Source organism: Pelomonas sp. BJYL3 (assembly GCF_027257975.1).
Classification (GTDB): Bacteria; Pseudomonadota; Gammaproteobacteria; order Burkholderiales; family Burkholderiaceae_C; genus Roseateles_B; species Roseateles_B flavus.
Window position 1 is genome coordinate 45,051 of record NZ_JANZKX010000002.1, and the last position, 18,875, is coordinate 63,925.

The following is an 18,875-nucleotide window of genomic DNA, read 5'->3' on the forward strand; positions in this document are numbered from 1 at the left end:
CACGCCCCTGCCGACTGCCCCACCCGAGCCCGCCGTGACGGATACCGACCCCCAGCGTTACGCCCGCGCCCGCCAGGCCATCGAGACCATCGTCCGTGAGCCTCAGGCACCCAGCCTGGAAGCCCTGGCCCGGGCGGCGGGCCAGAGCCCCTTCCATTTCCAGCGCAGCTTCGTGCAGCTGGCCGGCATCAGCCCCAAGGAGCTGGCCCAGGCCCTGAGCCTGGAGCGCGCCAAGAGCGCCCTGCAGCAGGCCGCGCCGGTGCTGACGGCGGCGCTGGACGCGGGGCTCTCCGGCCCCTCGCGCCTGCACGACCTCTTCCTGAGCCTTGAGGGCCTGACGCCCGGGGAGTTCAAGGCGGCGGGCGCCGGGCTGCAGGTGCACTGGACCTGCTTCGACAGCCTCCTGGGCCCGGTCTTCCTGGCCGCCACCCCGCGCGGCGTGCTGCGCATGGCCTTTGTGCAGGACCAGGCGCCGGAGCAGGCCCTCGCCGCCGCCCAGGCCGAGCTGCCGGCGGCCCGCTGGGTGCCTGACGACACCGGCCTGGCCGGGCTTTCGGCGGAGGTGCAGCGGCGGCTGTCCGGCGCCGCCCCGCAGCAGACCATCGGCCTGCTGATGAGCGGCAGCCCGCTGCGCCTGCAGGTCTGGCGGGCGCTGCTGCAGGTGCCGGAGGGCCAGGTCCGCTCCTACACCCAGCTGGCGCAGGCCGCCGGCGCCCCGCAGGCGGTGCGCGCGGTCGCAAGCTGTGTGGCGGCCAATGCCATCGCCTACCTGATCCCCTGCCACCGGGTGATTCGGGCCAATGCCCAGTTCGGCGAGTACCGCTGGGGGCCCCTGACCAAACGGGCGCTGCTGGGCCTGGAGCTGGCGCGCCACAGCGGCTGAGTTCCCCCGCAAGGGGCGGGCAATTTGACACCTGGCGGCCCCTGGGCTGGGCTAAGCTTGGCGCCATGAAAAGCCAGCCAGGGGGATGCAAAGCGACACTGCGCGCGCAGTCCCTGCCGCCGTCGCACGAACAGACCGCGCTGCGCCGCCTGTGCCTGCTGGCGCCGCTGGGTCTGCTGATGGGCGGCCCGGGCCGCGCCGCCCAGCCCCCGGGCCGGGAGCTGCGCATGGCCTTCGGCGAGCGCATCCCGCCTTTCTGCCTGCCGCAGACGGAATCGGGCATCGAGGTGGATGTCTTCCGCGAGGCCCTGGCCTACAAGGGCTACCGCCTGAAGCCCCTGTTCTACCCCTTCGCCCGGGTGCCGAGGGCCTTCAAGACCGGCGAGGTCGACGCCACCATGACCGACCTGGGCGAGGACCTGGGCCGGCAAGGCGGCCACTACGGTGACAGCGCCGTGCTCTATGACAACGTGCTGATCAGCCTGCAGTCACGCCGGCTGCGCATCCAAAAGCCCGAGGATCTGGCCGGCCTGAGCGTCATTTCCTTCCAGGGGGCCCTGCGCCGCTTCCCGGAATGGCTGGAGCCCGTGCACCAGGCCGGCCGGCTGGTGGAGATCAATGACCAGGCGCTGCAGGTGCGCACCCTCATGCGGGGCCGCTATGACCTGGTGCTGTCCGACCGCAGCATCTTCCGCTACTTCAGCCTGCAGCTGCGGCGCGAAGGGGAGGCCCTGCAGCCGGTGACCGAGCATGTCTTCACCGTGGCCAATCCACATGACTACCGCCCGGTCTTTCGCGACGCCCGCGTGCGCGACGACTTCAACGAAGGCCTGCGCTGGCTGCGCAGCACGGGGCGCTACAAAGCCATCTACGAGCATTACCTGGCGGAGTGATCAGCCTGGTAAGCCGGCGCTCACATTCACGCAAATAAAGGCCTGGACTGGCGCCCGAGGCCCCGGCGCTCAGAGCACCTGCACCGAGCCGGCGCGCACGCGAGCCTCGAACTGGACCTGCACGGCCTCCCATTCCTCGTAGGTGGAGTCCGAGACCTCCAGGCCGTCGATGCCCTGGCCGGGACGCAGCAGGGGGCGCGCCAGCAGGCCCAGGGCCTCACGCCCCACCCGGGTCCAGCGCCAGGCCTCGCCGAAGGCGCCCTTGGCAGCGGGGGCCTCCTTCGAGGCGGCAGCGAAGCGGGTAGCAGTGGCGTGGAACATGGCGACCTCTCGTGTTGCAGTGCACGAAGTGTCGGGCTCGAGCGCCGGCATCCCCCATCCCACTGAAGTGGCCCCCACGCCTCCCCCATTAGAGGGAGACGCGCAGCTCCGCATTCGAGTGCTGAACGCCGAAAGGGCGCGGTGACCGCCGCGGACCGTTGTTTGCCGGTGCTTGCGCGGGCAACAAATTACTGTACATTCATACAGTACTCAAAACGTCTAATCAAGGAGCCGCGCCATGCATCTGGATCTCAACAATCCTCGCAGCATCGTCAGCTGGTGGCAGGTCTACCCGGAACGTCACGGCCCGCAGCTGAGCGCACTGGCCCGGCTGCAGCCGCAGTTTGCCGCCAGCATCCGGGAGGCCCGCCGCCTGATCGACGACGACCCCCTGCTCGCCGAGCGCCATGCCGCCGCGCAGCGCCGCCAGGCCCTGGTGCGGGGCTGGGTGCCCAGCGCGGAAGACCGCGAGCTGGACCAGCTGGCCGAGCAGGCGGCGGACGAAGACACCTCCGCCGCCCCGCCCGAGCCGGAGGAGCCGGCTGCCGCCAGCGCCTGGCACTGAGCGCGGCCGGGCCCCGGGGCGCCGAGCGCTCCTGCGGGCTCAGGCCAGCTCAGTCAGGCCAGTTCAGGCCAGTTCAAAGCGGTCCAGGTGCATCACCTTGGACCAGGCCGCCCCGAAGTCCCGCACAAAGGTCGCCTGCGCGTCGTGGCTGGCATAGACCTCGGCCACAGCACGCAGCTGGGCATTGGAGCCGAGGACCAGGTCCACGGCCGTGGCGGTCCAGCGGAGCTCGCCGCTGCGGCGGTCGCGCCCTTCCAGCACATGAGGATCCGCCGCGGAACGGGCCCATTGCGTGCGCATGTCCAGCAGATTGAAGAAGAAATCGTTGCTGAGCACGCCCGGCCGGCCGGTCAGCACGCCGTGCGGGCTCTGGCCGTGGTTGGCGCCCAGCACCCGCAGGCCGCCCAGGAGCACGGTCATCTCCGGCGCGCTGAGCGTCAGCAGCTGGGCCTTGTCGACCAGCAAGGCCGCTGCCGCCTCCTCCAGGCCCGGCTTGACGTAGTTGCGGAAGCCGTCGGCGCGCGGCTCCAGCACGGCGAAGGACGCCGCGTCAGTCTGCGCGGCACTGGCGTCGGTGCGGCCGGGCCGGAAGGGCAGGCTCAGGGGCTGGCCGGCGTGGGCGGCGGCCCGCTCCACGGCGGCATCGCCCGCCAGCACGATCAGGTCCGCCAGTGACACCCGCTTGCCGCCGGTCTGCCGGGCGTTGAAGCTTTCCTGGACGGCGCCCAGGGTGGACAGCACCCTTCCCAGTTGCTCAGGCTGGTTGACGGCCCAGTCCTTCTGCGGCGCCAGGCGGATGCGGGCGCCGTTGGCCCCGCCACGCTTGTCGCTGCCGCGGAAGGTGGCGGCCGAGGCCCAGGCCGTGCCGACCAGCTCCGCCGTCGTCAGCCCCGAAGCCAGCACCTGGGCCTTGAGCGCGGCCACGTCCTGGTCGTCGATCAGGGCATGGTCCACCGCCGGCACCGGGTCCTGCCAGATCAGCGTCTCCTGTGGCACCAGCTTGCCCAGGTAGCGGGCGCGCGGGCCCATGTCGCGGTGGGTCAGCTTGAACCAGGCGCGGGCGAAGGCGTCGGCAAAGGCCTGCGGGTCCTGGTGGAAGCGGCGGGCGATCTTCTCGTAGGCCGGGTCGAAGCGCAGGGACAGGTCCGCCGTGGTCATCATGGGCGGGTGCTTGCGGCTGGGGTCGTGGGCGTCGGGGATCAGGTGCTCGGGCTTCACGTCCTTGGCCACCCATTGATGGGCGCCGGCCGGGCTCTTGGTGAGGGCCCATTCGTAGCCGAAGAGCATGTCGAAGTAGCCCATGTCCCAGGTGGTCGGGTTGGGTTTCCAGGCGCCCTCGATGCCGCTGGTGGTGGTGTGCACGCCCTTGCCGGAGCCGAAGGCGTTCTTCCAGCCCAGGCCCATCTCCTCCAAGGCGGCGCCTTCGGGCTCCTGGCCGACCAGGGCCGGATCGCCCGCGCCGTGGGCCTTGCCGAAGGTGTGGCCACCGGCGATCAGGGCCACGGTCTCCTCGTCGTCCATGGCCATGCGGGCGAAAGTCTCGCGCACGTCGCGGCCCGAGGCCACGGGGTCGGGGTTGCCATTCGGGCCTTCCGGGTTCACGTAGATCAGGCCCATCTGGACGGCGGCCAGGGGACTGGCCAGCTCGCGCTCGCCGCTGTAGCGCTGGTCGCCCAGCCAGGTGGTCTCGGGGCCCCAGTCGATGTCCTGCTCGGGCTCCCAGATGTCGGCCCGGCCGCCGCCGAAGCCCAGGGTCTTGAAGCCCATGGACTCCAGCGCCACATTGCCGGTCAGCACGAGCAGGTCGGCCCAGGACAGCTTGCGGCCGTACTTCTGCTTGACGGGCCACAGCAGGCGGCGGGCCTTGTCCAGGTTGCCGTTGTCAGGCCAGCTGTTGAGGGGGGCGAAGCGCTGGGCGCCGGTGCCCGCGCCACCGCGGCCGTCGGCAATGCGGTAGGTGCCGGCGGCATGCCAGGCCATGCGCACGAAGAGCGGCCCGTAATGGCCCCAGTCCGCGGGCCACCAGTCCTGGGAGTCGGTCATCAGGGCCTTCAGGTCTGCCACCACGGCGTCCAGGTCCAGGGTCCTGAATTCGGCGGCGTAGTCGAAGTCCTCCGCCATGGGACTGGCCTTGGGCGAGTGCTGGTGCAGGATGCCCAGCTGCAGCTGATTCGGCCACCATTCGCGGTTGCCCTTGGCGCCGGCCAGGGACTGCGCGGCCCCGGCACGGGCTGCGGAGGCAAAGGGGCACTTCATTTCGGTCGACATGCGCATCTCCTCGGTCGTTCATGCGGAAAAGGCAGTCTAGGAACGCCGATTGCCGGCGGCAATTCAAGGATGCCAATCGCAGTGATAGCGACGATTCAACGTGCCCTGCCCTGCACCGCCGCGCCAGCGTTGGCCGCTGCGTTCAGGCGAACTCGCAATCCGGGGCATCAATAGCTGCGGGCATCGATGACCTCCCGCACCAGGCCCAGGGCCCGACGCAGCTGCGGCAGGGCCACGGACCCCAGGGCCAGGCGGATGGCATGGGGCACGACGGCGCCGGTTGCGTAGGGCTCGGCCGTCGACACCGAGACGCCCCGCCGCAGCAGGTCCATGGCCACCTGGTCGGCCCGCACTTCCTCGCCCAGGGGCAGCCAGACGAAGTAGGAGCTGGCATGCCCACGGCGCTTCAGGGGCCCCAGCAGCTCCGCCGCCAGGGCCTGGCGCTCCCGGGCGTCCTCGCGCTTGCGGGATTCCAGGCGAGCCACGGTGCCGTCTTCCAGCCAGGCACAGGCCAGGGCGCTGGTGAGGCCCGGCGTGCTCCAGCTGCTGGCCCGCAGGGCGCGCTCCAGACGCGGCGCCAGGGCGGCGGGCAGGGCCACGAAGCCGGTCCGCAGCCCCGCGGCCACGCTCTTGGACAGGCCGGTGACATAGACCGTCAGCTCCGGCGCCAGGGCGGCCAGCGGCGGCGGCGCCTCGCCGGCCAGGTAGGCGTAGGCGCCGTCCTCGATCAGCAGCAGACCCTCGCGCCGGGCCAGGGCAACCAGCTCGCGACGCCTCCTGAGGCTCATCACCCAGCCCAGCGGGTTGTGCATCGTGGGCATGGCATAGACGGCCCGCACGCGGCGGCGGCGGCAGGCCTCGGCGAGGGCGTCCAGGTCCGGACCCAGACCGGCGGCGGGGATGGGCAGCAGCTCCAGGCGCAGGGCCTCGGCGATCAGCTTGAAGCCGGGGTAGCTGAGGCTGTCCACCGCCACCACCTCGCCGGGCTGCAGCAGGGCCAGCGCCGTGAGCATCAGCCCATGCTGGGCACCTTCCACCCACAGCACCTCGGCCCCCGCCACCGCCAGCCCCCGGTCCGCCAGGTGCCGGGCGGCGATCTCGCGCTCATGCGGGCGCCCGCCCAGGGGCTGGTAGCGCAGCAGGGCGTCCAGGTCCCCGCCCTGGGCCAGCTGGCGCAGGGCGCTGCGCAGCATCTCGGCCTGGCCCGGCAGCGAGGGGTAGTTGAAGCTGAGGTCGACCATATCGGCCGCCGAAGCCAGCAGGTCCACGCCCTGGCCCGGTGGCAGGGCGGTCTCCTTGACGAAGGTGCCGCGCCCCGTCTCGCCGCTGACCAGGCCCATGGCCTCCAGCTCCGCGTAGACACGGCTGGCCGTCACCAGGGCCAGGCCTTCGCGGGCGGCCAGCTGGCGGTGGGTGGGCAGGCGGCTGCCGGGGAGCAGGCGGCCCTCGCGGATGTCAGCGGCCAGCTGGTCGACCAGCTGCTTGTAGCGGGCTCGGGGCATGGGGCGGTGTATCCATGACAATTTTTTGATTGTATTGATTGACCTGCCTAGCATGCGCCGCATACCTCGCCGGACAGTCCGGCGGTTTCGGAACGGCAGACAGCAGGGAGGCCTTCATGGCGGCGCAGGGAACACAGGGCAGGCCGGGCAGCGGCTGGATCCACGGCTTCATCGGCATGCTGATCTTCAGCGGCTCCATGCCCGCCACGCGCGTGGCCGTGGCGGACTTCGACCCCGTCTTCCTTACCGTGGCCCGCGCCAGCCTGGCCGGCGTGCTGGCGCTGCTGGCGCTGGTCCTGACGAAATCGGCCTGGCCGGCGCGCCCGCAATGGCGGCCGCTGGGCGTGGTCTCCGGCGGCGTGGTGCTGGGCTTTCCCTTGCTGACGGCGCTGGCCCTGCAGCAGCTCAGCTCCGCCCATGCCCTGCTCTTCCTGGGCCTGCTGCCGCTCTCGACCGCGGGCTTTGCCGTGCTGCGCGGCGGCGAGCGGCCCCGGCCGGCCTTCTGGCTCTGCGCCGTGCTGGGCAGCAGCCTGGTGGTGGGCTACGCCCTGAGCCGTGGCCCGGCGCTGCAGGGCTCGCTGATGGCGGACGGGCTGATGCTGCTGGCCGTGCTGGTCTGCGGCCTGGGCTATGCCGAGGGCGCGCGCCTGGCACGCAGCCTGGGCGGCTGGCAGGTGATCTGCTGGGCTCTGGTGCTGGCCCTGCCGCTGAGCGTGCTGGGCGCCTGGCTGCTGCTGCCCGCCAGCTTCAGCGGCGTCAGCGACAGCGCCTGGCTGGGCCTGGCCTACGTGAGCCTGTTCAGCATGCTGATCGGCTTCGTGTTCTGGTACCGCGGCCTGGCCCTGGGCGGCATCGCGGCCGTGGGCCAGCTACAGCTGCTGCAACCGCTGTTCGGCCTGGCGCTGGCGGCGGGCCTGCTGCACGAGGCCGTCAGCGCGGGCATGGTGGGCGTGACGGTGGGCGTGCTGGGGTGCGTGGCGGTGGCGCGCCGCCTGGCGGCATAGGCGGCGCTCAGGCCGGGCGCGTCACGGCGCTGTACAGGGTCCCCATCGCCAGCCCGACCAGGCACAGGCCCATCACCCCCGACAGCAGCACCGCCCCGCGGCCGCCCTCGCGCTGCCAGCGCCGCGAGCCCAGACAGGCCAGCAGCACGGTGCCATACACGGCGATCTGGTTGCAGGCAATGATGCTGCCCAGCAGCAGGCCCTGCGCCGCCAGGCCGCGCTCGCTGCTGCGCAGGAAGCCCGGAAAGACCGCCAGCATGAAGGCATAGGCCTTGGGGTTGAGCAGGCAGTTGGCCATGCCGCTGAGGAAGATGCGGCCCGGGGACTGCGTCGCCACGGGCGCCGGCGTGGCTGCGGCAAGGGGCGCGGGCACCGCACGCCAGCCCTGCCAGGCACCGCGCAGCATCTGCAGGCCGATCCAGCCCAGGTAGAGCGCCCCCGCCCACAGCAGGACCTCGAAGGCACCCGGCAGCAGCATCAGCAGGGCGGACAGGCCGCTGAGGTTCAGCAGCACATGCACCACGCCGCCCGCCACGATGCCGCCCAGGGCGAGGAGCCCGGCCCGCGCGCCGGACTGCAGGGCGTGGCCGGCGATATAGGCCATGTCCATGCCGGGCAGCACGATGATGCCCAGGGTGAGCAGGAAGAAGAGCCAGAGGCTGTGCGAGGCGTCCATGGGGAACTCCGGAAAGACGGTGAGACCGTGCGGGGAATGGGAGCCACTGTAGAGTCCATACAGGACAAAATCCGCCCTGATTCAAAACCACCCACCGAACATGGCCCGCGCCCCCAGCCCGCCCTCGCCTGACGGCCATCCCGCCGGCCGCCTGCTGAGCCTGCTGGAGCTGCTGCAGTCCCAGCGCCAGCGCAGCGGGCCCGAGCTGGCCGCCCTGCTGGGCGTGGACGCGCGCACCCTGCGCCGCTACATCGCCCAGCTGCAGGCCCTGGGCATCCCCATCCACAGCCAGCGGGGCTGCGACGGCGGCTACGGCCTGCGGCCCGGCTACAAGCTGCCACCGCTGACCTTCAGCGCCGATGAGGCCCTGGCCCTGGCCATCGGTCTGCGCGCCGCCCGTGAGCTGGGCCTGCAGGGCGCCCTGCCGGCCATCGCCAGCACGCAGGCCAAGCTGGACCGGGTGATGCCCGAGGCCCAGCGCCAGCGCATCCAGGCCGTCAACACCAGCGTCGCCCTGGACCTGGGCCGCGGCGGCAGCAAGGGCTCGGCGGGCCACGAACTGCTGACCCTCAGCGCCGCCGCCGCCTCCGGCCAGCGCGTGGCCCTGCACTACCGCGACCGTGACGGCCGGGGCAGCGAGCGCGAGCTGCACCCGTACGGCATCGCCTGGCGCAGTGGCACCTGGTACCTCGTGGCCTGGTGCCGCTTGCGCAAGGACCTGCGCAGCTTCCGCCTGGACCGCATCGAGCAGGTGCGCGCCCTGCCCGCCACCTTTGCACGGCCCGAGGGCTTCGACGTGCTGGCCTATCTCGACAAGACGCTGGCCCGCCTGCCCCGTCGCCATGCAGTGGACGTGCTGCTCGGCGGCCCCGGCGAGCCGCCGCCCGTCATCGAAGCCAGCCTGGGCGAACCCGAGTCGCAGGCCGAGGGCTGGCGCCTGCGCGCGCAGGTCGACGACCTGGACTGGATGGCCCGCGAGCTGGCCCGCCAGCCCTGTCGGGTGCGCGTGCTGGCGCCGCGCGCGCTGCGTGAGCGCCTCGCCGCGCAGGCCCGCCGCTTGCTGATCGATTGCACCGAACCGGGCCTCTGACACCCCTCGCCGGCCCCCCTTTTTCGGCCGCGCATTCGTGACATCCGACACTGGCCCTGTCAGCCCCTGCGATTGACGCTGCCCTGGGCCCGGACCTAACTTGTTCGGCACGCAACGGCCGCTTCGTGCCGTGCCCAAGGGAGTCCGTCATGATCCAACTCGCCCACCTGCAGATCGGCACCCGGCTGAGCATTGCCTTCGCCCTGGTGATCTCGCTGCTGCTGCTGATCCTCGGCGTGGCCTACCAGGTGCTGTCCCGCTCGGGGCAGACCATGGAGCGCCTGGTCGACGACCGCTACGCCCAGATCGCCCTGAGCACCGAGATCAAGGACGTGGGCGACAAGGGCATCATCACCGTCGGCCGCCTGCTGCTGACCGAGGAGCCCGAGCGCACGAAGCAGTACATGAGCGAGTACGCCGCCCTGCGCAGCCGCAACACCGAGAACTTCAAGAAGCTCGAAGGCCTGCTCAACAACGACACCAGCAAGGCGATCTTCAAGGAGCAGACCGAGGCCCGCCAGGCTTACGGCGCGGCCCTGCGCAAGGTCTTCGAGCTGCTGGCCGCGCGCCAGCGCGAGGCCGCGCTGAGCCTCTACCAGGGCGATCTGGTGGGCCTGCAGGTGCGCTACTACGCCCTCATCGACAAGATGGTCGAGTACCAGGCCCGCAGCATGGTGGCCGACGTCAACGAGGCCCGGGATGACGCCACCCGCGCCCGCCTGGAGATGGCCGCCATCACCCTGCTGGCCGTGCTCTTCGCGGGCGCCACGGCGGTGATGATCACCCGCTCCATCACCCGCCCCATCCGCCATGCCATCGAGCTGGCCGAGTCCGTGGCAGCGGGCAATCTCACCTACCACCTGCGCGTGGAGCGCAAGGATGAGGTCGGGCGATTGATCGCCGCCCTGCAGCGCATGGTGGACAGCCTGCACCGCATCGTCTCCGAGGTGCGCTCGGGTGCTGACACGATCGCCAGTGCCGCCCTGCAGGTGGCCGATGGCAACCAGGACCTCTCCGCCCGCACCGAGCAGCAGGCCAGCGCACTGGAGCAGACCGCCTCGGCCATGGAGCAGCTGACCTCGGCCGTCAAGCTCAGCGCCGACTCCGCCAGCCAGGCCGACCGCTCGGCCCACAGCGCCTCCGAGGTCGCGGTGCAGGGCGGGCAGGTGGTGGGCGAGGTCATCAGCACGATGAACCAGATCGCCGGGGCCTCGCGGCGCATCGTGGAGATCATCGGCGTGATCGACGGCATCGCCTTCCAGACCAACATCCTCGCGCTCAATGCCGCCGTGGAGGCCGCACGGGCGGGCGAGCACGGCCGCGGCTTCGCGGTGGTCGCCACCGAGGTGCGCAACCTGGCCCAGCGCAGCGCCGTGGCCGCGCGCGAGATCAAGGGCCTGATCGACAACTCCGTGCAGCAGGTCGACCAGGGCAGCCGCATGGTCGAGCAGGCCGGCCAGACCATGCAGCAGGTGGTGGACAGCATCCAGCAGGTCAGCCGCATCGTCGCCGACATCAGCCGCAGCAGCCGCGAGCAGAGCCTGGGCATCGAGCAGGTCAACGAGGCCATCGTGCAGATGGACGACAACACGCAGAAGAACGCGGCCATGGTCGAGCAGAGCACGGCCTCGGCCCGCTCGCTGCAGGACCAGGCCCACCAGCTGAACGACATGGTGCGGACCTTCGCCCTCTGAAGGCCGCCCAACGAGGGAGAGAACACCATGAGCACCCCCCTGCCGCTGCCGCATCCCGACTGGGCCAAACGCAGCCGATTCCATCTCGCGGGCGAAGCCCTGCAGTCCCGGCCACAGCCGGCCGGCCCGGCGGCGGACCCGCTGCGGGTGGAAGCCTACGTGGAGCAGGTGCGCCGCGAGGGCCACCGCCACGCCCTGCTGGACCCGCTGCAGGCCAGCCCGCCGCTGCCCGCCGAGACCCTGCAGGCCGCCGCCTTCGGCCTGGAGGCCACGCAAGACCTGACCCCCGCGATGGCCGCGCAGTGGGGCTGCACCCAGGTCGCCGGCCTGCAAAGCCGCCTGCTGGCCCTCTACACCGGCGCGCTGAGCCTGGACTGCTCCGCCCTGCGCGACGACACCCGGCGCCGCTGGCTGCTGTCCCGCTTCGAGGCCGCGGCCCCGGCGCCCGAGCCTCACCAGGCCCGGCAATGGCTGGAGCGTCTGATCGAGGTCCAGGCCTGGGACCAGTTCCTGGCCCAGCGCCTGCCGGATGAAAAGCGCTTTTCGCTGGCCGGCTGCGAGGGCCTGGTCCTGCTGCTGGACGCCTTGTGCGAGTCGGCCGCGGCCCAGGGCGTGCAGGCCGTGGAGATGGGCATGCCGCACCGCGGCCGTCTGGCCGTGCTGGCCCTGCTGCTGCAGCAGCCGGTGTCTGACATCCTGGAGGCGCTGGACCCCGAGAGCCGCCGCCCGCGGCCCGACCTCGCCTACCACCAGGGCGCGCAGGCCCGCCTGGACACGGCCCGCGGCACCCTGGCCCTGCGCCTGGCCCCCAATCCCTCGCACCTGCAGAGCATCCAGCCCGTGGTGCTGGGCCGCACGCGGGCCAGCCAGGACGCCGCGCAGGGCCTGCCCCGTGCGCAAGCCGCCCTGGCCCTGCTGCTGCATGGCGACGCCGCCTTCGATGGCCAGGGCATCGTGGGCGAGAGCCTGCTGCTGTCCCGCCATCCGGCCTACGAGGTCGGAGGCTGCATCCATGTGCTGATCAACAACCAGGTCGGCTTCACCACCCCCCATGCCGCCGACCCGCTGCACCAGCGCTATGCCAGCGACGCCAGCCGCGTGATCGATGCCCCCGTGCTGCGCGTGCGCGCCGACGCCCCCGAGCAGCTGGCCCGCGCCGCCGAGCTGGCCCTGGACTACCGCATGGCCTTTGGCGCCGACATCGTGATCGATGTCATGGGCTTTCGCCGCATGGGCCACTCGGAGCACGACCAGCCCCTGCTGACACGCCCGCAGCTGCAGCGCCTGGCCGAGGCCCATCCCACCGCCGCCGAGCAGTACGGCGCCGAGCTGGTCGCCCGCGGCCGCTGCGAGCCCCAGCAATGGCTGGCGCTGCGATCGCAGGCGCCGCTGCGCGCCCTGGCCCGCTTCGGGCGTCTGGCCCGCGAGCCCGTGCGCCCGCATTCGCCGGTCGCCGAGCCCAGGCCGTCGTACGACGCGCGACCCGCCCTGCCCGCCCTGGACGCCACCCAGCTGCAAGTGGCCCTCACCCGGCTGCGTACCGTGCCCGAGGGCTTCGCCCTGCACCCGCACCTGGCCCGCCTGCACCAGCGCTGGGAACGCCTGGCGCGCCAGGAGGCGGGCGCGGTGGACTGGTGCCTGGCCGAGAACCTGGCACACGCCACGGTGCTGGCCAGCGGCCAGCCCGTGCGCCTGGCCGGCATGGACGTCGAACGCGGCACCTTCATGCACCGCCATGCCGTGTGGCATGCCCAGGGCGAGCGCATGGACCGGCATGTGCCCCTGCAGTCGCCCAGCCGCGGTGCCGCGCGCTTCGAGATCGTCAATTCGCCGCTGAGCGAGGCCGCGGCGCTGGGCTTCGAATACGGCTACAGCCTGCAGCGCCCCGAAGTGCTGACGGTCTGGGAGGCGCAGTTCGGCGACTTCGTCAACGGCGCGCAGATCTACCTCGACCAGTACATCGCGTCCGGCGAGGCCAAGTGGGGCCTGGCCTCGGGCCTCACCCTGCTCCTTCCTCATGGGCATGAGGGCGTCGGGCCCGAGCACTCCAATGCGCACCTGGGCCGCCTGCTGCAGCTGTGTGCCGAGCAGAACCTGCGCGTGGCCTGCCCCTCCGACAGCGCGCAGTACTTCCACCTCCTGCGCGAGCAGGCCCGGGCGCAGCCGCGCCGGCCGCTGGTGGTGTTCACGCCCAAGAGCCAGTTGCTGCAGGACCCGCTGAGCCACGCGCCGCTGGAGCGCCTCATGGAGGGCGGCTTCCGGCCGCTGCTGCGCGTGCTGGCGGCAGCCGAGGGCTGCGAGCGGGTCTGGCTGTGCAGTGGCAAGCTGCGCCACGAGCTGGCCCGCGCCCTGCGCGACGCCGGGGATCCCTGCACGGCCCTGTGGAGCCTGGAACAGCTCTATCCCCTGCCTGCCGAGGCCCTGCGCGACGCCCTGGCCGAGCTGCCGCACGTGGGCGAGCTGCTGTGGATCCAGGAGGAGCAGCGCGCCCAGGGCGCCTGGCCCCTGCTGCGCGAGGCGCTGGAGGGCGCATGCCCGCCGGGCGTCGCGCTGCGCTGCATCAGCCGGCCGGACCGCGCCGCGGGGCCCAGCGCCTCGCCGCGCCAGCACCGGGCGGAACAGCAGCAGCTGTGGATGCAGGCCCTGGTCCGCTGAGGAGGTCTCCGGAGGACGGAAAGGCAAGACCTGACCCCGGCCCCGGCAAGGCCTGACCCCCGGGCATCGAATCTGCCTATGACGGCCATCAAGCGGGCCAACTGGCCCGCCGGCCTGCGCTGCGGTAGATTGCGACATCCGCCCGACGCTCGACCGCGCCCAGGCGCCCACCAGGAGGATCCATGGCCAAGAAGCCCGCAACCGCACCGAAGTCCGCACCCAGCCTCAACATCGGCATCTCCGACAAGGACCGCGCCGCCATCACCGCCGGCCTGTCCAAGCTGCTGGCCGACACCTACACCCTCTACCTGACCACGCACAACTTCCACTGGAACGTCACCGGCCCCATGTTCAATTCGCTGCACGCGATGTTCATGGGCCAGTACACCGAGCTGTGGAACGCCGTGGACCCGATCGCCGAGCGCATCCGCTCCCTGGGCCACGTGGCGCCGGGCAGCTATGCCCAGTTCGCCAAGCTCAGCAGCCTGAAGGATGCCCCCGCCACGCCGCCCAAGGCCCTGGAGATGGTGCGCATCCTGCAGGAAGGCCACGAGGCCGTGGCCCGCACCGCGCGCAGCCTGTTCCCGGCGGTCGAGAAGGCCTCTGACGAGCCCACGGCCGACCTGCTGACCCAGCGCATCACCGTGCACGAGCAGACCGCATGGATGCTGCGCAGCCTGCTGCAGGACTGAGCCCCTGCCTCTGAAACGACAAGAGGCCCCGCGGGGCCTCTTGTTCATGGTGCGGGGGACGCTGCGTCAGAGCACGGCCAGCAGGCCCGCCACGCCCAGGCCCAGGGCCGCGAGCGCATCGCCCGCGATCAGGCCGCCGCCGACCAGCGAGGTCGAGCTCATGTCTGCCGGCAGCTCCTCCTCGCCCGGCTGCGGCACCGGCTTGGGCGCGAAGGTGTTGATGGCACTCGACACCACGCCGCCCGCCGCGAACCAGGCCGAGGTGGCCAGGTTCACGAAGCCGCCGAAGGACGAGGCATAGGGGCTGGGCAGGACCACCGCGTCCAGCATGAAGTCCGTGCCGAAGCCCAGGCGCGAGCCGGCCGCGAAGCGCTGGTAGGCGCCGTTGGCCTTGATCCACTTGCGCAGGAATTCCGTCACCAGGCCGATGGCGATGCCGATCAGGATGGCGTCGGTCTGGTAGGGCTTGGGGTCGGTCAGGCTGCGCAGGGCGCCGACGAACTTGTAGGTCATGGCCGAGGTCCACTGAGCCGGGGCCTGGTCCTTGCTCATCACGGTCTGGTCCAGGTTCAGCACCGGGTAGGCCGTCATGAAGAGCTTGGCGATGGCCACCGCCATCACCGCGCCCAGCAGCAGGCCCACGACCTGGAAGCGGAACTGCAGCGTCCGGTTGGAGCCCAGGCGCCAGCCGGTGGAGCGGTCTTGCTGCATGTCGCCGGCCACGCTGGCCGAGACGAAGACCACCATGGCCGCCATCAGCGCCAGCATCGGGTCCTTCAGGCCCAGGCTGGCCAGCACCAGCACGGTCACCACGAAGGAGGAGGAGATGGGGTTGGAGTCCGTCAGCCCCAGGGAGATGCCGCAGACGATGACGAAGAGGTAGCACAGGGCCACGGCCAGCAGCATGAAGCCCAGGGGCTCATGGAAGAACTGCACGCCGCAGACCACCGTGGCCACGGTCCACACGCCCACCCAGGCGAGCAGGCGGGGCATGCTGGCGCGGGGGCCGGTGCGCTGCTCGTCCGGCACCACCACGCGTTCGCCCGGCTGGGCCAGGCGGCGCACGACGCGGTAGAAGATCAGCGAGAGGTCGATGACGGCCGCGCCCAGGATCATGCCCAGCGCAATCAGGAAGGCGATCTTGCGGAAGGGCTCGCCCTCGTGCAGCCAGCCGATGCTGATGAAGTAGGGAGACAGGCCTTCGAAGACCAGGCCGGCCACGATGGCCGGGATGCCCACGCGGGCGCCGACGATCAGGCCGGCGCCGAAGGTGGAGGTGGACAGCTCGATCGTGCCCATCCAGGCCACCTTGGCCGCCGCGATGCCGCCCACCAGGCCCGCGCCCAGTCCGCCGAACAGGCGGGACACCGACTGGCGCAGCAGCACCGGGTCCGTCAGCGCACGCAGGATGTTGGCCACCGCCAGACCCGAGGGGAAGGTCAGCTGCATGCGCTCGACCAGGATGGGCGTGTACAGCATGCCGATGCCGGCGGCCATCATGCTGATGCACAGCATGTACAGCACCAGCTGCCAGTCGGGCACCTGGGGCATGCCCATCCAGGTCATGGCCTGGATCAGGGTGCTCATGGCCATCATGCCGGCCACGGAGGCGGCCGTGGTCTGGATGTAGTTGGCGCCATGGCGGCCCTCGGGCCCGTAGCCGTAGGTGATCACCGAGCCCAGGATGCCGGCCAGCACCTGGCCGCCGACGAAGAAGCCGATGGAGAAGTTCATGAAGGCGGCCGTGACGCCACCCAGGGGTCCGAGGATGAACATGCCGACCGCGGCCAGCAGGGTGTAGTAGCCCCAGCTGCCGACGGGCGGCAGCCAGGCCCAGCGCCGGGTGTCGGGCTGGATGAGAGAGGATTGGGACATGGTGCTTCCGGATTGGGGAATGGCCGCGACTGTAATCGCCGTGTAAGCCCGTCACCACGGGTCTTCCCCCCCCCTGCCCCGGTCCGGACCGCCGCCCTGATCTGCCGCAAGAAGCCGCCTGCCAGGGCGGCAGGCGGGCTTGGCGGCCGCTCGGATCAGGGGTAGCTCAAGGTCAGCGTGTAGCGCTGGGTGGTACTGCTGCCCGAGTAGGAGACCACCTTGATGTAGACCGTCTGCGCGCTGCTGCCGTTCGTGTAGCTCACGCTCTCGCTGCTGCTGCTGCCCTCGGAGGCGACCAGCGTCGTGCCGCTGCCGTTGACGAGGTAGAGGTCGTAGTCGGTCGTGGAGGGGCCGACCATGTCCACGCGCAGCTTCTTGCCTGCGGCCAGGCTCAGCTTGAAGAAGTCCTTGTCGCTGCTGCTGCCCATGGTGCCGCTGAGGGTCGTCTGGCCGTTCACCACGTTGGCGCTGGCGATGGTGCCGTTGGACTCGGTCTCGTTGAGCGTGGCGCCGGCATTGCTGACGCTGAAACTCACGCTGGAGGAAGCCCCGACGTTGCCGGCAGCGTCATAGGCGCGCGCCACCAGGGTGTGGCTGCCGTTGACGAGCGTCGTGGAGTCCAGCGCCAGGCTGTAGGGAGCGCTCGTGTCGCTGCCCTTGACGTTGCCGTCCACCACGAAGTCCACCCGGCTCACGCCCACGTTGTCGCTCGCGGTGGCAGACAGCGTGAGCGTGCCCGCCGTGCCGCTGACCGCTGCGCTGGCCGTCGGGGGCGTGGTGTCCGCGCTGCCACCGCCGGAGGTCTGGGTGACCCAGATGGGCGCGGACCACAGGATCTTGCCGTCGTCCTGCGTGACCTTGGCGTAGTAGAAGTGCTCGCCCACGGCTGGCGTGACGGTGGCCGTGGCGGTGCTGGCCAGCGTGCTGACCGTGCCGTTGCGCCTGGGCACGCCCTCGATGATCTGGACGCTGGCCACGCTGCGGCCCGCGCTGTTGGCAAAGCCCACGCTCAGCTGCAGCGGTCCGCTGTTGCTGAAGCGCTCGCCCATCAGATGGCCGTTGGCCTGCAGCACCAGCTGCGAGTTCTTGTCCATGGTGGCGAACACGCGGCGGGCCTTGAGCGCATCCAGGAAGGCCGTGCGGCCCAGGGTCGTGCCGTTGGGAATCAGCACACCGGTGCGGTTGGTGTAGGACTTGCCCCAGTTCGCGCAGTGGTTGTCCTGGTTGCTCGCCGGCGCGACATGGAAGCCCCGCTCCAGCAGCAGGTTGAAGGCATCCTCGTAGCTGCTGCGGCCGGTTTCGGTCTCGCTGGTGTTGCTGGAAAAGGCCGAGGTGTTGAGGATCTCGGCCAGCACCATGACCTCGTCCCCGTCGGCGCTGTAGGCCAGGGCCGTGCCGTTGATGGCGAACTGGCCGGAGGTCTCGGGGTGGTTGAACTGGCCGATCAGGCCCTGGCTGCGCATCACCCCGTACAGCGCGGCGTAGTCGCTCTTGGCCACGTAGCGGTCGCCGAAGAGCTCGTTGCCGCTGCTGTATTCCCAGGCAAGGAGCTCGTTGCTGTTGAAGATGTTGAGGTGGCCGCCATTGTTGATCACGCCCCACTCCAAGCCGTACAGCGCCAGGAAGCCCGGATTGGCCGCGTTGAAGCTGCTGGCTGCCGAGAGGCCGGCCTGGTAGCGGCTGCGCGCGGTGGCGGGGCTGGCGGAGGTATTGGTCCCGGAGGAGCCGTCGAAGTAGTGGTTGTGCTCCGAGGTCATCAGCACGTCCAGGCCCGCATTGCGGCCATAGACAAAGGCATCGGTCGGGCCGTAGGCACCGGTCTGTGCAGGCTGGGACGAGGTGCAGCTGCCCACCGCGCCGCCGCCGTCGGAGTCATTGGTCTGGCTGTGCAGGTTGGCGTAGTAGACGGTGAAGGGCAAGGCGCCGGTCGCCGCGACCGACTGGATGCGTGCCCGCGGCGACTCTCCCGCCTCCGGTGCGGTACGCAGCGGCGCGAAGGCCGGCATCTGCGGGCCGGCCGGACGCCCGACCTGGAAGCCCCAGCGCTGCTGCACCTCATGCCCCTGGGCCCGGGCCCAGAGCGCAGTGCGGCGGGCCTCGCCGCTTGACGGCGCAGCCTGCGCCACCTCGCCGGGCACCGCGACGGCCGTCAGCCGCGCCTCGTAGCGGCCTTCGGGCAAGACCTGACCCTGGGCATCCAGCCCATCCCAGGCCTGCATCAGCGTCAGGGGCCGACCGCCCCAGACCGCCTCGCCGACCAGCACGCGGCGCTGCTGCTGGCGCTCGTCCACCAGGGCGATCTGCCAGGCAAACACCTGCCCGGGCGCCATGCCCGGGTAGCTGAGGTTCACCGCCAGCTCGCGTGCCGCCTGGCCGTTGGCCGTGCGGTACGGCAGGTAGAGGCTGGCATCGAATTCGTGGTGATCCGGAAACTTGGCGGCCGGATTGACCAGGCCCTGAACCTCCTCCTGCTTCGCCGGAAGCGGCGTGCTGCCGCCCGGGGATTCACCCGAGCAGGCACTCAGCAGGGCGGCCGCGAGGGCCACCGGCCACAGGGCGGAGCCCCGGATTTGAGAGAGCAAAGGTTTGCGCATACGTTTGCGCACGCAGGCGACCGCAGTCGCAGAGACGGATTTCATGGGGACCAGGCCTTCCGTTGTTGTCGTGGATGGGTGCAGGCGTCCTCGGCGCCGGCGGGCCGGACTGTGCGGGGAGCGCGCGCCGGGATCAATGAGGGTTTGCAGAGCCGGTGCATTC

The 18,875-nt window shown here is 71.2% G+C and carries 14 protein-coding genes; 8 read left to right on the forward strand and 6 right to left on the reverse strand.

Going from position 1 to position 18,875, the window contains the following annotated elements:
- The first annotated feature begins 34 nt into the window (after window positions 1-34).
- Complete coding sequence (locus O9Y01_RS05855; RefSeq protein ID WP_269630599.1) at window positions 35-883, forward strand: methylated-DNA--[protein]-cysteine S-methyltransferase; 849 nt, start codon at window positions 35-37, stop codon at window positions 881-883.
- Window positions 884-948: 65 nt separating this feature from the next.
- Window positions 949-1,776, forward strand: a complete 828-nt coding sequence (locus tag O9Y01_RS05860) for a substrate-binding periplasmic protein (protein ID WP_269630600.1) — start codon at window positions 949-951, stop codon at window positions 1,774-1,776.
- A 69-nt stretch (window positions 1,777-1,845) separates the two neighbouring features.
- On the opposite strand, the gene O9Y01_RS05865 is transcribed toward O9Y01_RS05860, so the two are convergent.
- The gene (locus O9Y01_RS05865; RefSeq protein ID WP_269630601.1) at window positions 1,846-2,097 is read right to left on the reverse strand and encodes a hypothetical protein; all 252 of its coding nucleotides are present in this window, start codon (window positions 2,095-2,097) and stop codon (window positions 1,846-1,848) included.
- Between the two features lie 238 nt (window positions 2,098-2,335).
- Between O9Y01_RS05865 and O9Y01_RS05870 the strand changes: the two genes are divergently transcribed.
- Window positions 2,336-2,662, forward strand: a complete 327-nt coding sequence (locus tag O9Y01_RS05870) for a hypothetical protein (protein ID WP_269630602.1) — start codon at window positions 2,336-2,338, stop codon at window positions 2,660-2,662.
- A gap of 63 nt (window positions 2,663-2,725) precedes the next feature.
- On the opposite strand, the gene katG is transcribed toward O9Y01_RS05870, so the two are convergent.
- Both katG and O9Y01_RS05880 read right to left on the reverse strand, forming a co-directional pair.
- Window positions 2,726-4,930: a catalase/peroxidase HPI gene (gene katG / locus O9Y01_RS05875; RefSeq protein WP_269630603.1), complete on the reverse strand. Its 2,205-nt coding sequence runs from the start codon at window positions 4,928-4,930 to the stop codon at window positions 2,726-2,728.
- Window positions 4,931-5,097: 167 nt separating this feature from the next.
- Window positions 5,098-6,432, reverse strand: coding sequence for an aminotransferase-like domain-containing protein (locus O9Y01_RS05880; protein WP_269630604.1), 1,335 nt, complete (start codon window positions 6,430-6,432; stop codon window positions 5,098-5,100).
- Window positions 6,433-6,548: 116 nt separating this feature from the next.
- On the opposite strand from O9Y01_RS05880, the gene O9Y01_RS05885 reads away from it, so the two are divergent.
- Window positions 6,549-7,436, forward strand: a complete 888-nt coding sequence (locus O9Y01_RS05885) for a DMT family transporter (RefSeq protein ID WP_269630605.1) — start codon at window positions 6,549-6,551, stop codon at window positions 7,434-7,436.
- A gap of 7 nt (window positions 7,437-7,443) precedes the next feature.
- Here the strand turns inward: O9Y01_RS05885 and O9Y01_RS05890 are convergent, their stop codons facing one another.
- On the reverse strand, window positions 7,444-8,112 hold the full coding sequence (locus O9Y01_RS05890; RefSeq protein ID WP_269630606.1) for a LysE family translocator: 669 nt from the start codon (window positions 8,110-8,112) through the stop codon (window positions 7,444-7,446).
- Between the two features lie 100 nt (window positions 8,113-8,212).
- On the opposite strand from O9Y01_RS05890, the gene O9Y01_RS05895 reads away from it, so the two are divergent.
- From O9Y01_RS05895 to O9Y01_RS05910, 4 genes are all read left to right on the forward strand, one after another.
- Window positions 8,213-9,202 (forward strand): helix-turn-helix transcriptional regulator, encoded by a 990-nt coding sequence (locus O9Y01_RS05895; protein ID WP_269630607.1) that lies wholly within the window; start codon window positions 8,213-8,215, stop codon window positions 9,200-9,202.
- Window positions 9,203-9,351: 149 nt separating this feature from the next.
- On the forward strand, window positions 9,352-10,896 hold the full coding sequence (locus O9Y01_RS05900) for a methyl-accepting chemotaxis protein (RefSeq protein WP_269630608.1): 1,545 nt from the start codon (window positions 9,352-9,354) through the stop codon (window positions 10,894-10,896).
- Between the two features lie 27 nt (window positions 10,897-10,923).
- A complete protein-coding gene (locus O9Y01_RS05905) occupies window positions 10,924-13,551 on the forward strand; it encodes a 2-oxoglutarate dehydrogenase E1 component (RefSeq protein ID WP_269630609.1) in 2,628 nt (875 codons plus the stop codon).
- A gap of 182 nt (window positions 13,552-13,733) precedes the next feature.
- Window positions 13,734-14,243, forward strand: coding sequence for a Dps family protein (locus tag O9Y01_RS05910; protein WP_269630610.1), 510 nt, complete (start codon window positions 13,734-13,736; stop codon window positions 14,241-14,243).
- Between the two features lie 66 nt (window positions 14,244-14,309).
- Here the strand turns inward: O9Y01_RS05910 and O9Y01_RS05915 are convergent, their stop codons facing one another.
- Together O9Y01_RS05915 and O9Y01_RS05920 are read right to left on the reverse strand one after the other, a co-directional pair.
- Window positions 14,310-16,118, reverse strand: a complete 1,809-nt coding sequence (locus O9Y01_RS05915; RefSeq protein WP_269630611.1) for an OPT/YSL family transporter — start codon at window positions 16,116-16,118, stop codon at window positions 14,310-14,312.
- A 155-nt stretch (window positions 16,119-16,273) separates the two neighbouring features.
- The gene (locus tag O9Y01_RS05920; RefSeq protein WP_269630612.1) at window positions 16,274-18,700 is read right to left on the reverse strand and encodes an Ig-like domain-containing protein; all 2,427 of its coding nucleotides are present in this window, start codon (window positions 18,698-18,700) and stop codon (window positions 16,274-16,276) included.
- Window positions 18,701-18,875: the final 175 nt, after the last annotated feature.

What these genes read in the sequence shown, in the direction of transcription:
- O9Y01_RS05885 (WP_269630605.1), top strand. Translation starts at nt 6,549, where the DNA reads ATGGCGGCGCAGGGAACACAGGGCAGGCCGGGCAGCGGCTGGATCCAC.
- O9Y01_RS05860 (WP_269630600.1), top strand. Translation starts at nt 949, where the DNA reads ATGAAAAGCCAGCCAGGGGGATGCAAAGCGACACTGCGCGCGCAGTCC.
- O9Y01_RS05870 (WP_269630602.1), top strand. Translation starts at nt 2,336, where the DNA reads ATGCATCTGGATCTCAACAATCCTCGCAGCATCGTCAGCTGGTGGCAG.
- O9Y01_RS05915 (WP_269630611.1), bottom strand. Translation starts at nt 16,118, where the DNA reads ATGTCCCAATCCTCTCTCATCCAGCCCGACACCCGGCGCTGGGCCTGG.
- O9Y01_RS05905 (WP_269630609.1), top strand. Translation starts at nt 10,924, where the DNA reads ATGAGCACCCCCCTGCCGCTGCCGCATCCCGACTGGGCCAAACGCAGC.
- O9Y01_RS05890 (WP_269630606.1), bottom strand. Translation starts at nt 8,112, where the DNA reads ATGGACGCCTCGCACAGCCTCTGGCTCTTCTTCCTGCTCACCCTGGGC.
- O9Y01_RS05880 (WP_269630604.1), bottom strand. Translation starts at nt 6,432, where the DNA reads ATGCCCCGAGCCCGCTACAAGCAGCTGGTCGACCAGCTGGCCGCTGAC.
- O9Y01_RS05910 (WP_269630610.1), top strand. Translation starts at nt 13,734, where the DNA reads ATGGCCAAGAAGCCCGCAACCGCACCGAAGTCCGCACCCAGCCTCAAC.
- O9Y01_RS05895 (WP_269630607.1), top strand. Translation starts at nt 8,213, where the DNA reads ATGGCCCGCGCCCCCAGCCCGCCCTCGCCTGACGGCCATCCCGCCGGC.
- O9Y01_RS05865 (WP_269630601.1), bottom strand. Translation starts at nt 2,097, where the DNA reads ATGTTCCACGCCACTGCTACCCGCTTCGCTGCCGCCTCGAAGGAGGCC.
- katG (WP_269630603.1), bottom strand. Translation starts at nt 4,930, where the DNA reads ATGTCGACCGAAATGAAGTGCCCCTTTGCCTCCGCAGCCCGTGCCGGG.
- O9Y01_RS05900 (WP_269630608.1), top strand. Translation starts at nt 9,352, where the DNA reads ATGATCCAACTCGCCCACCTGCAGATCGGCACCCGGCTGAGCATTGCC.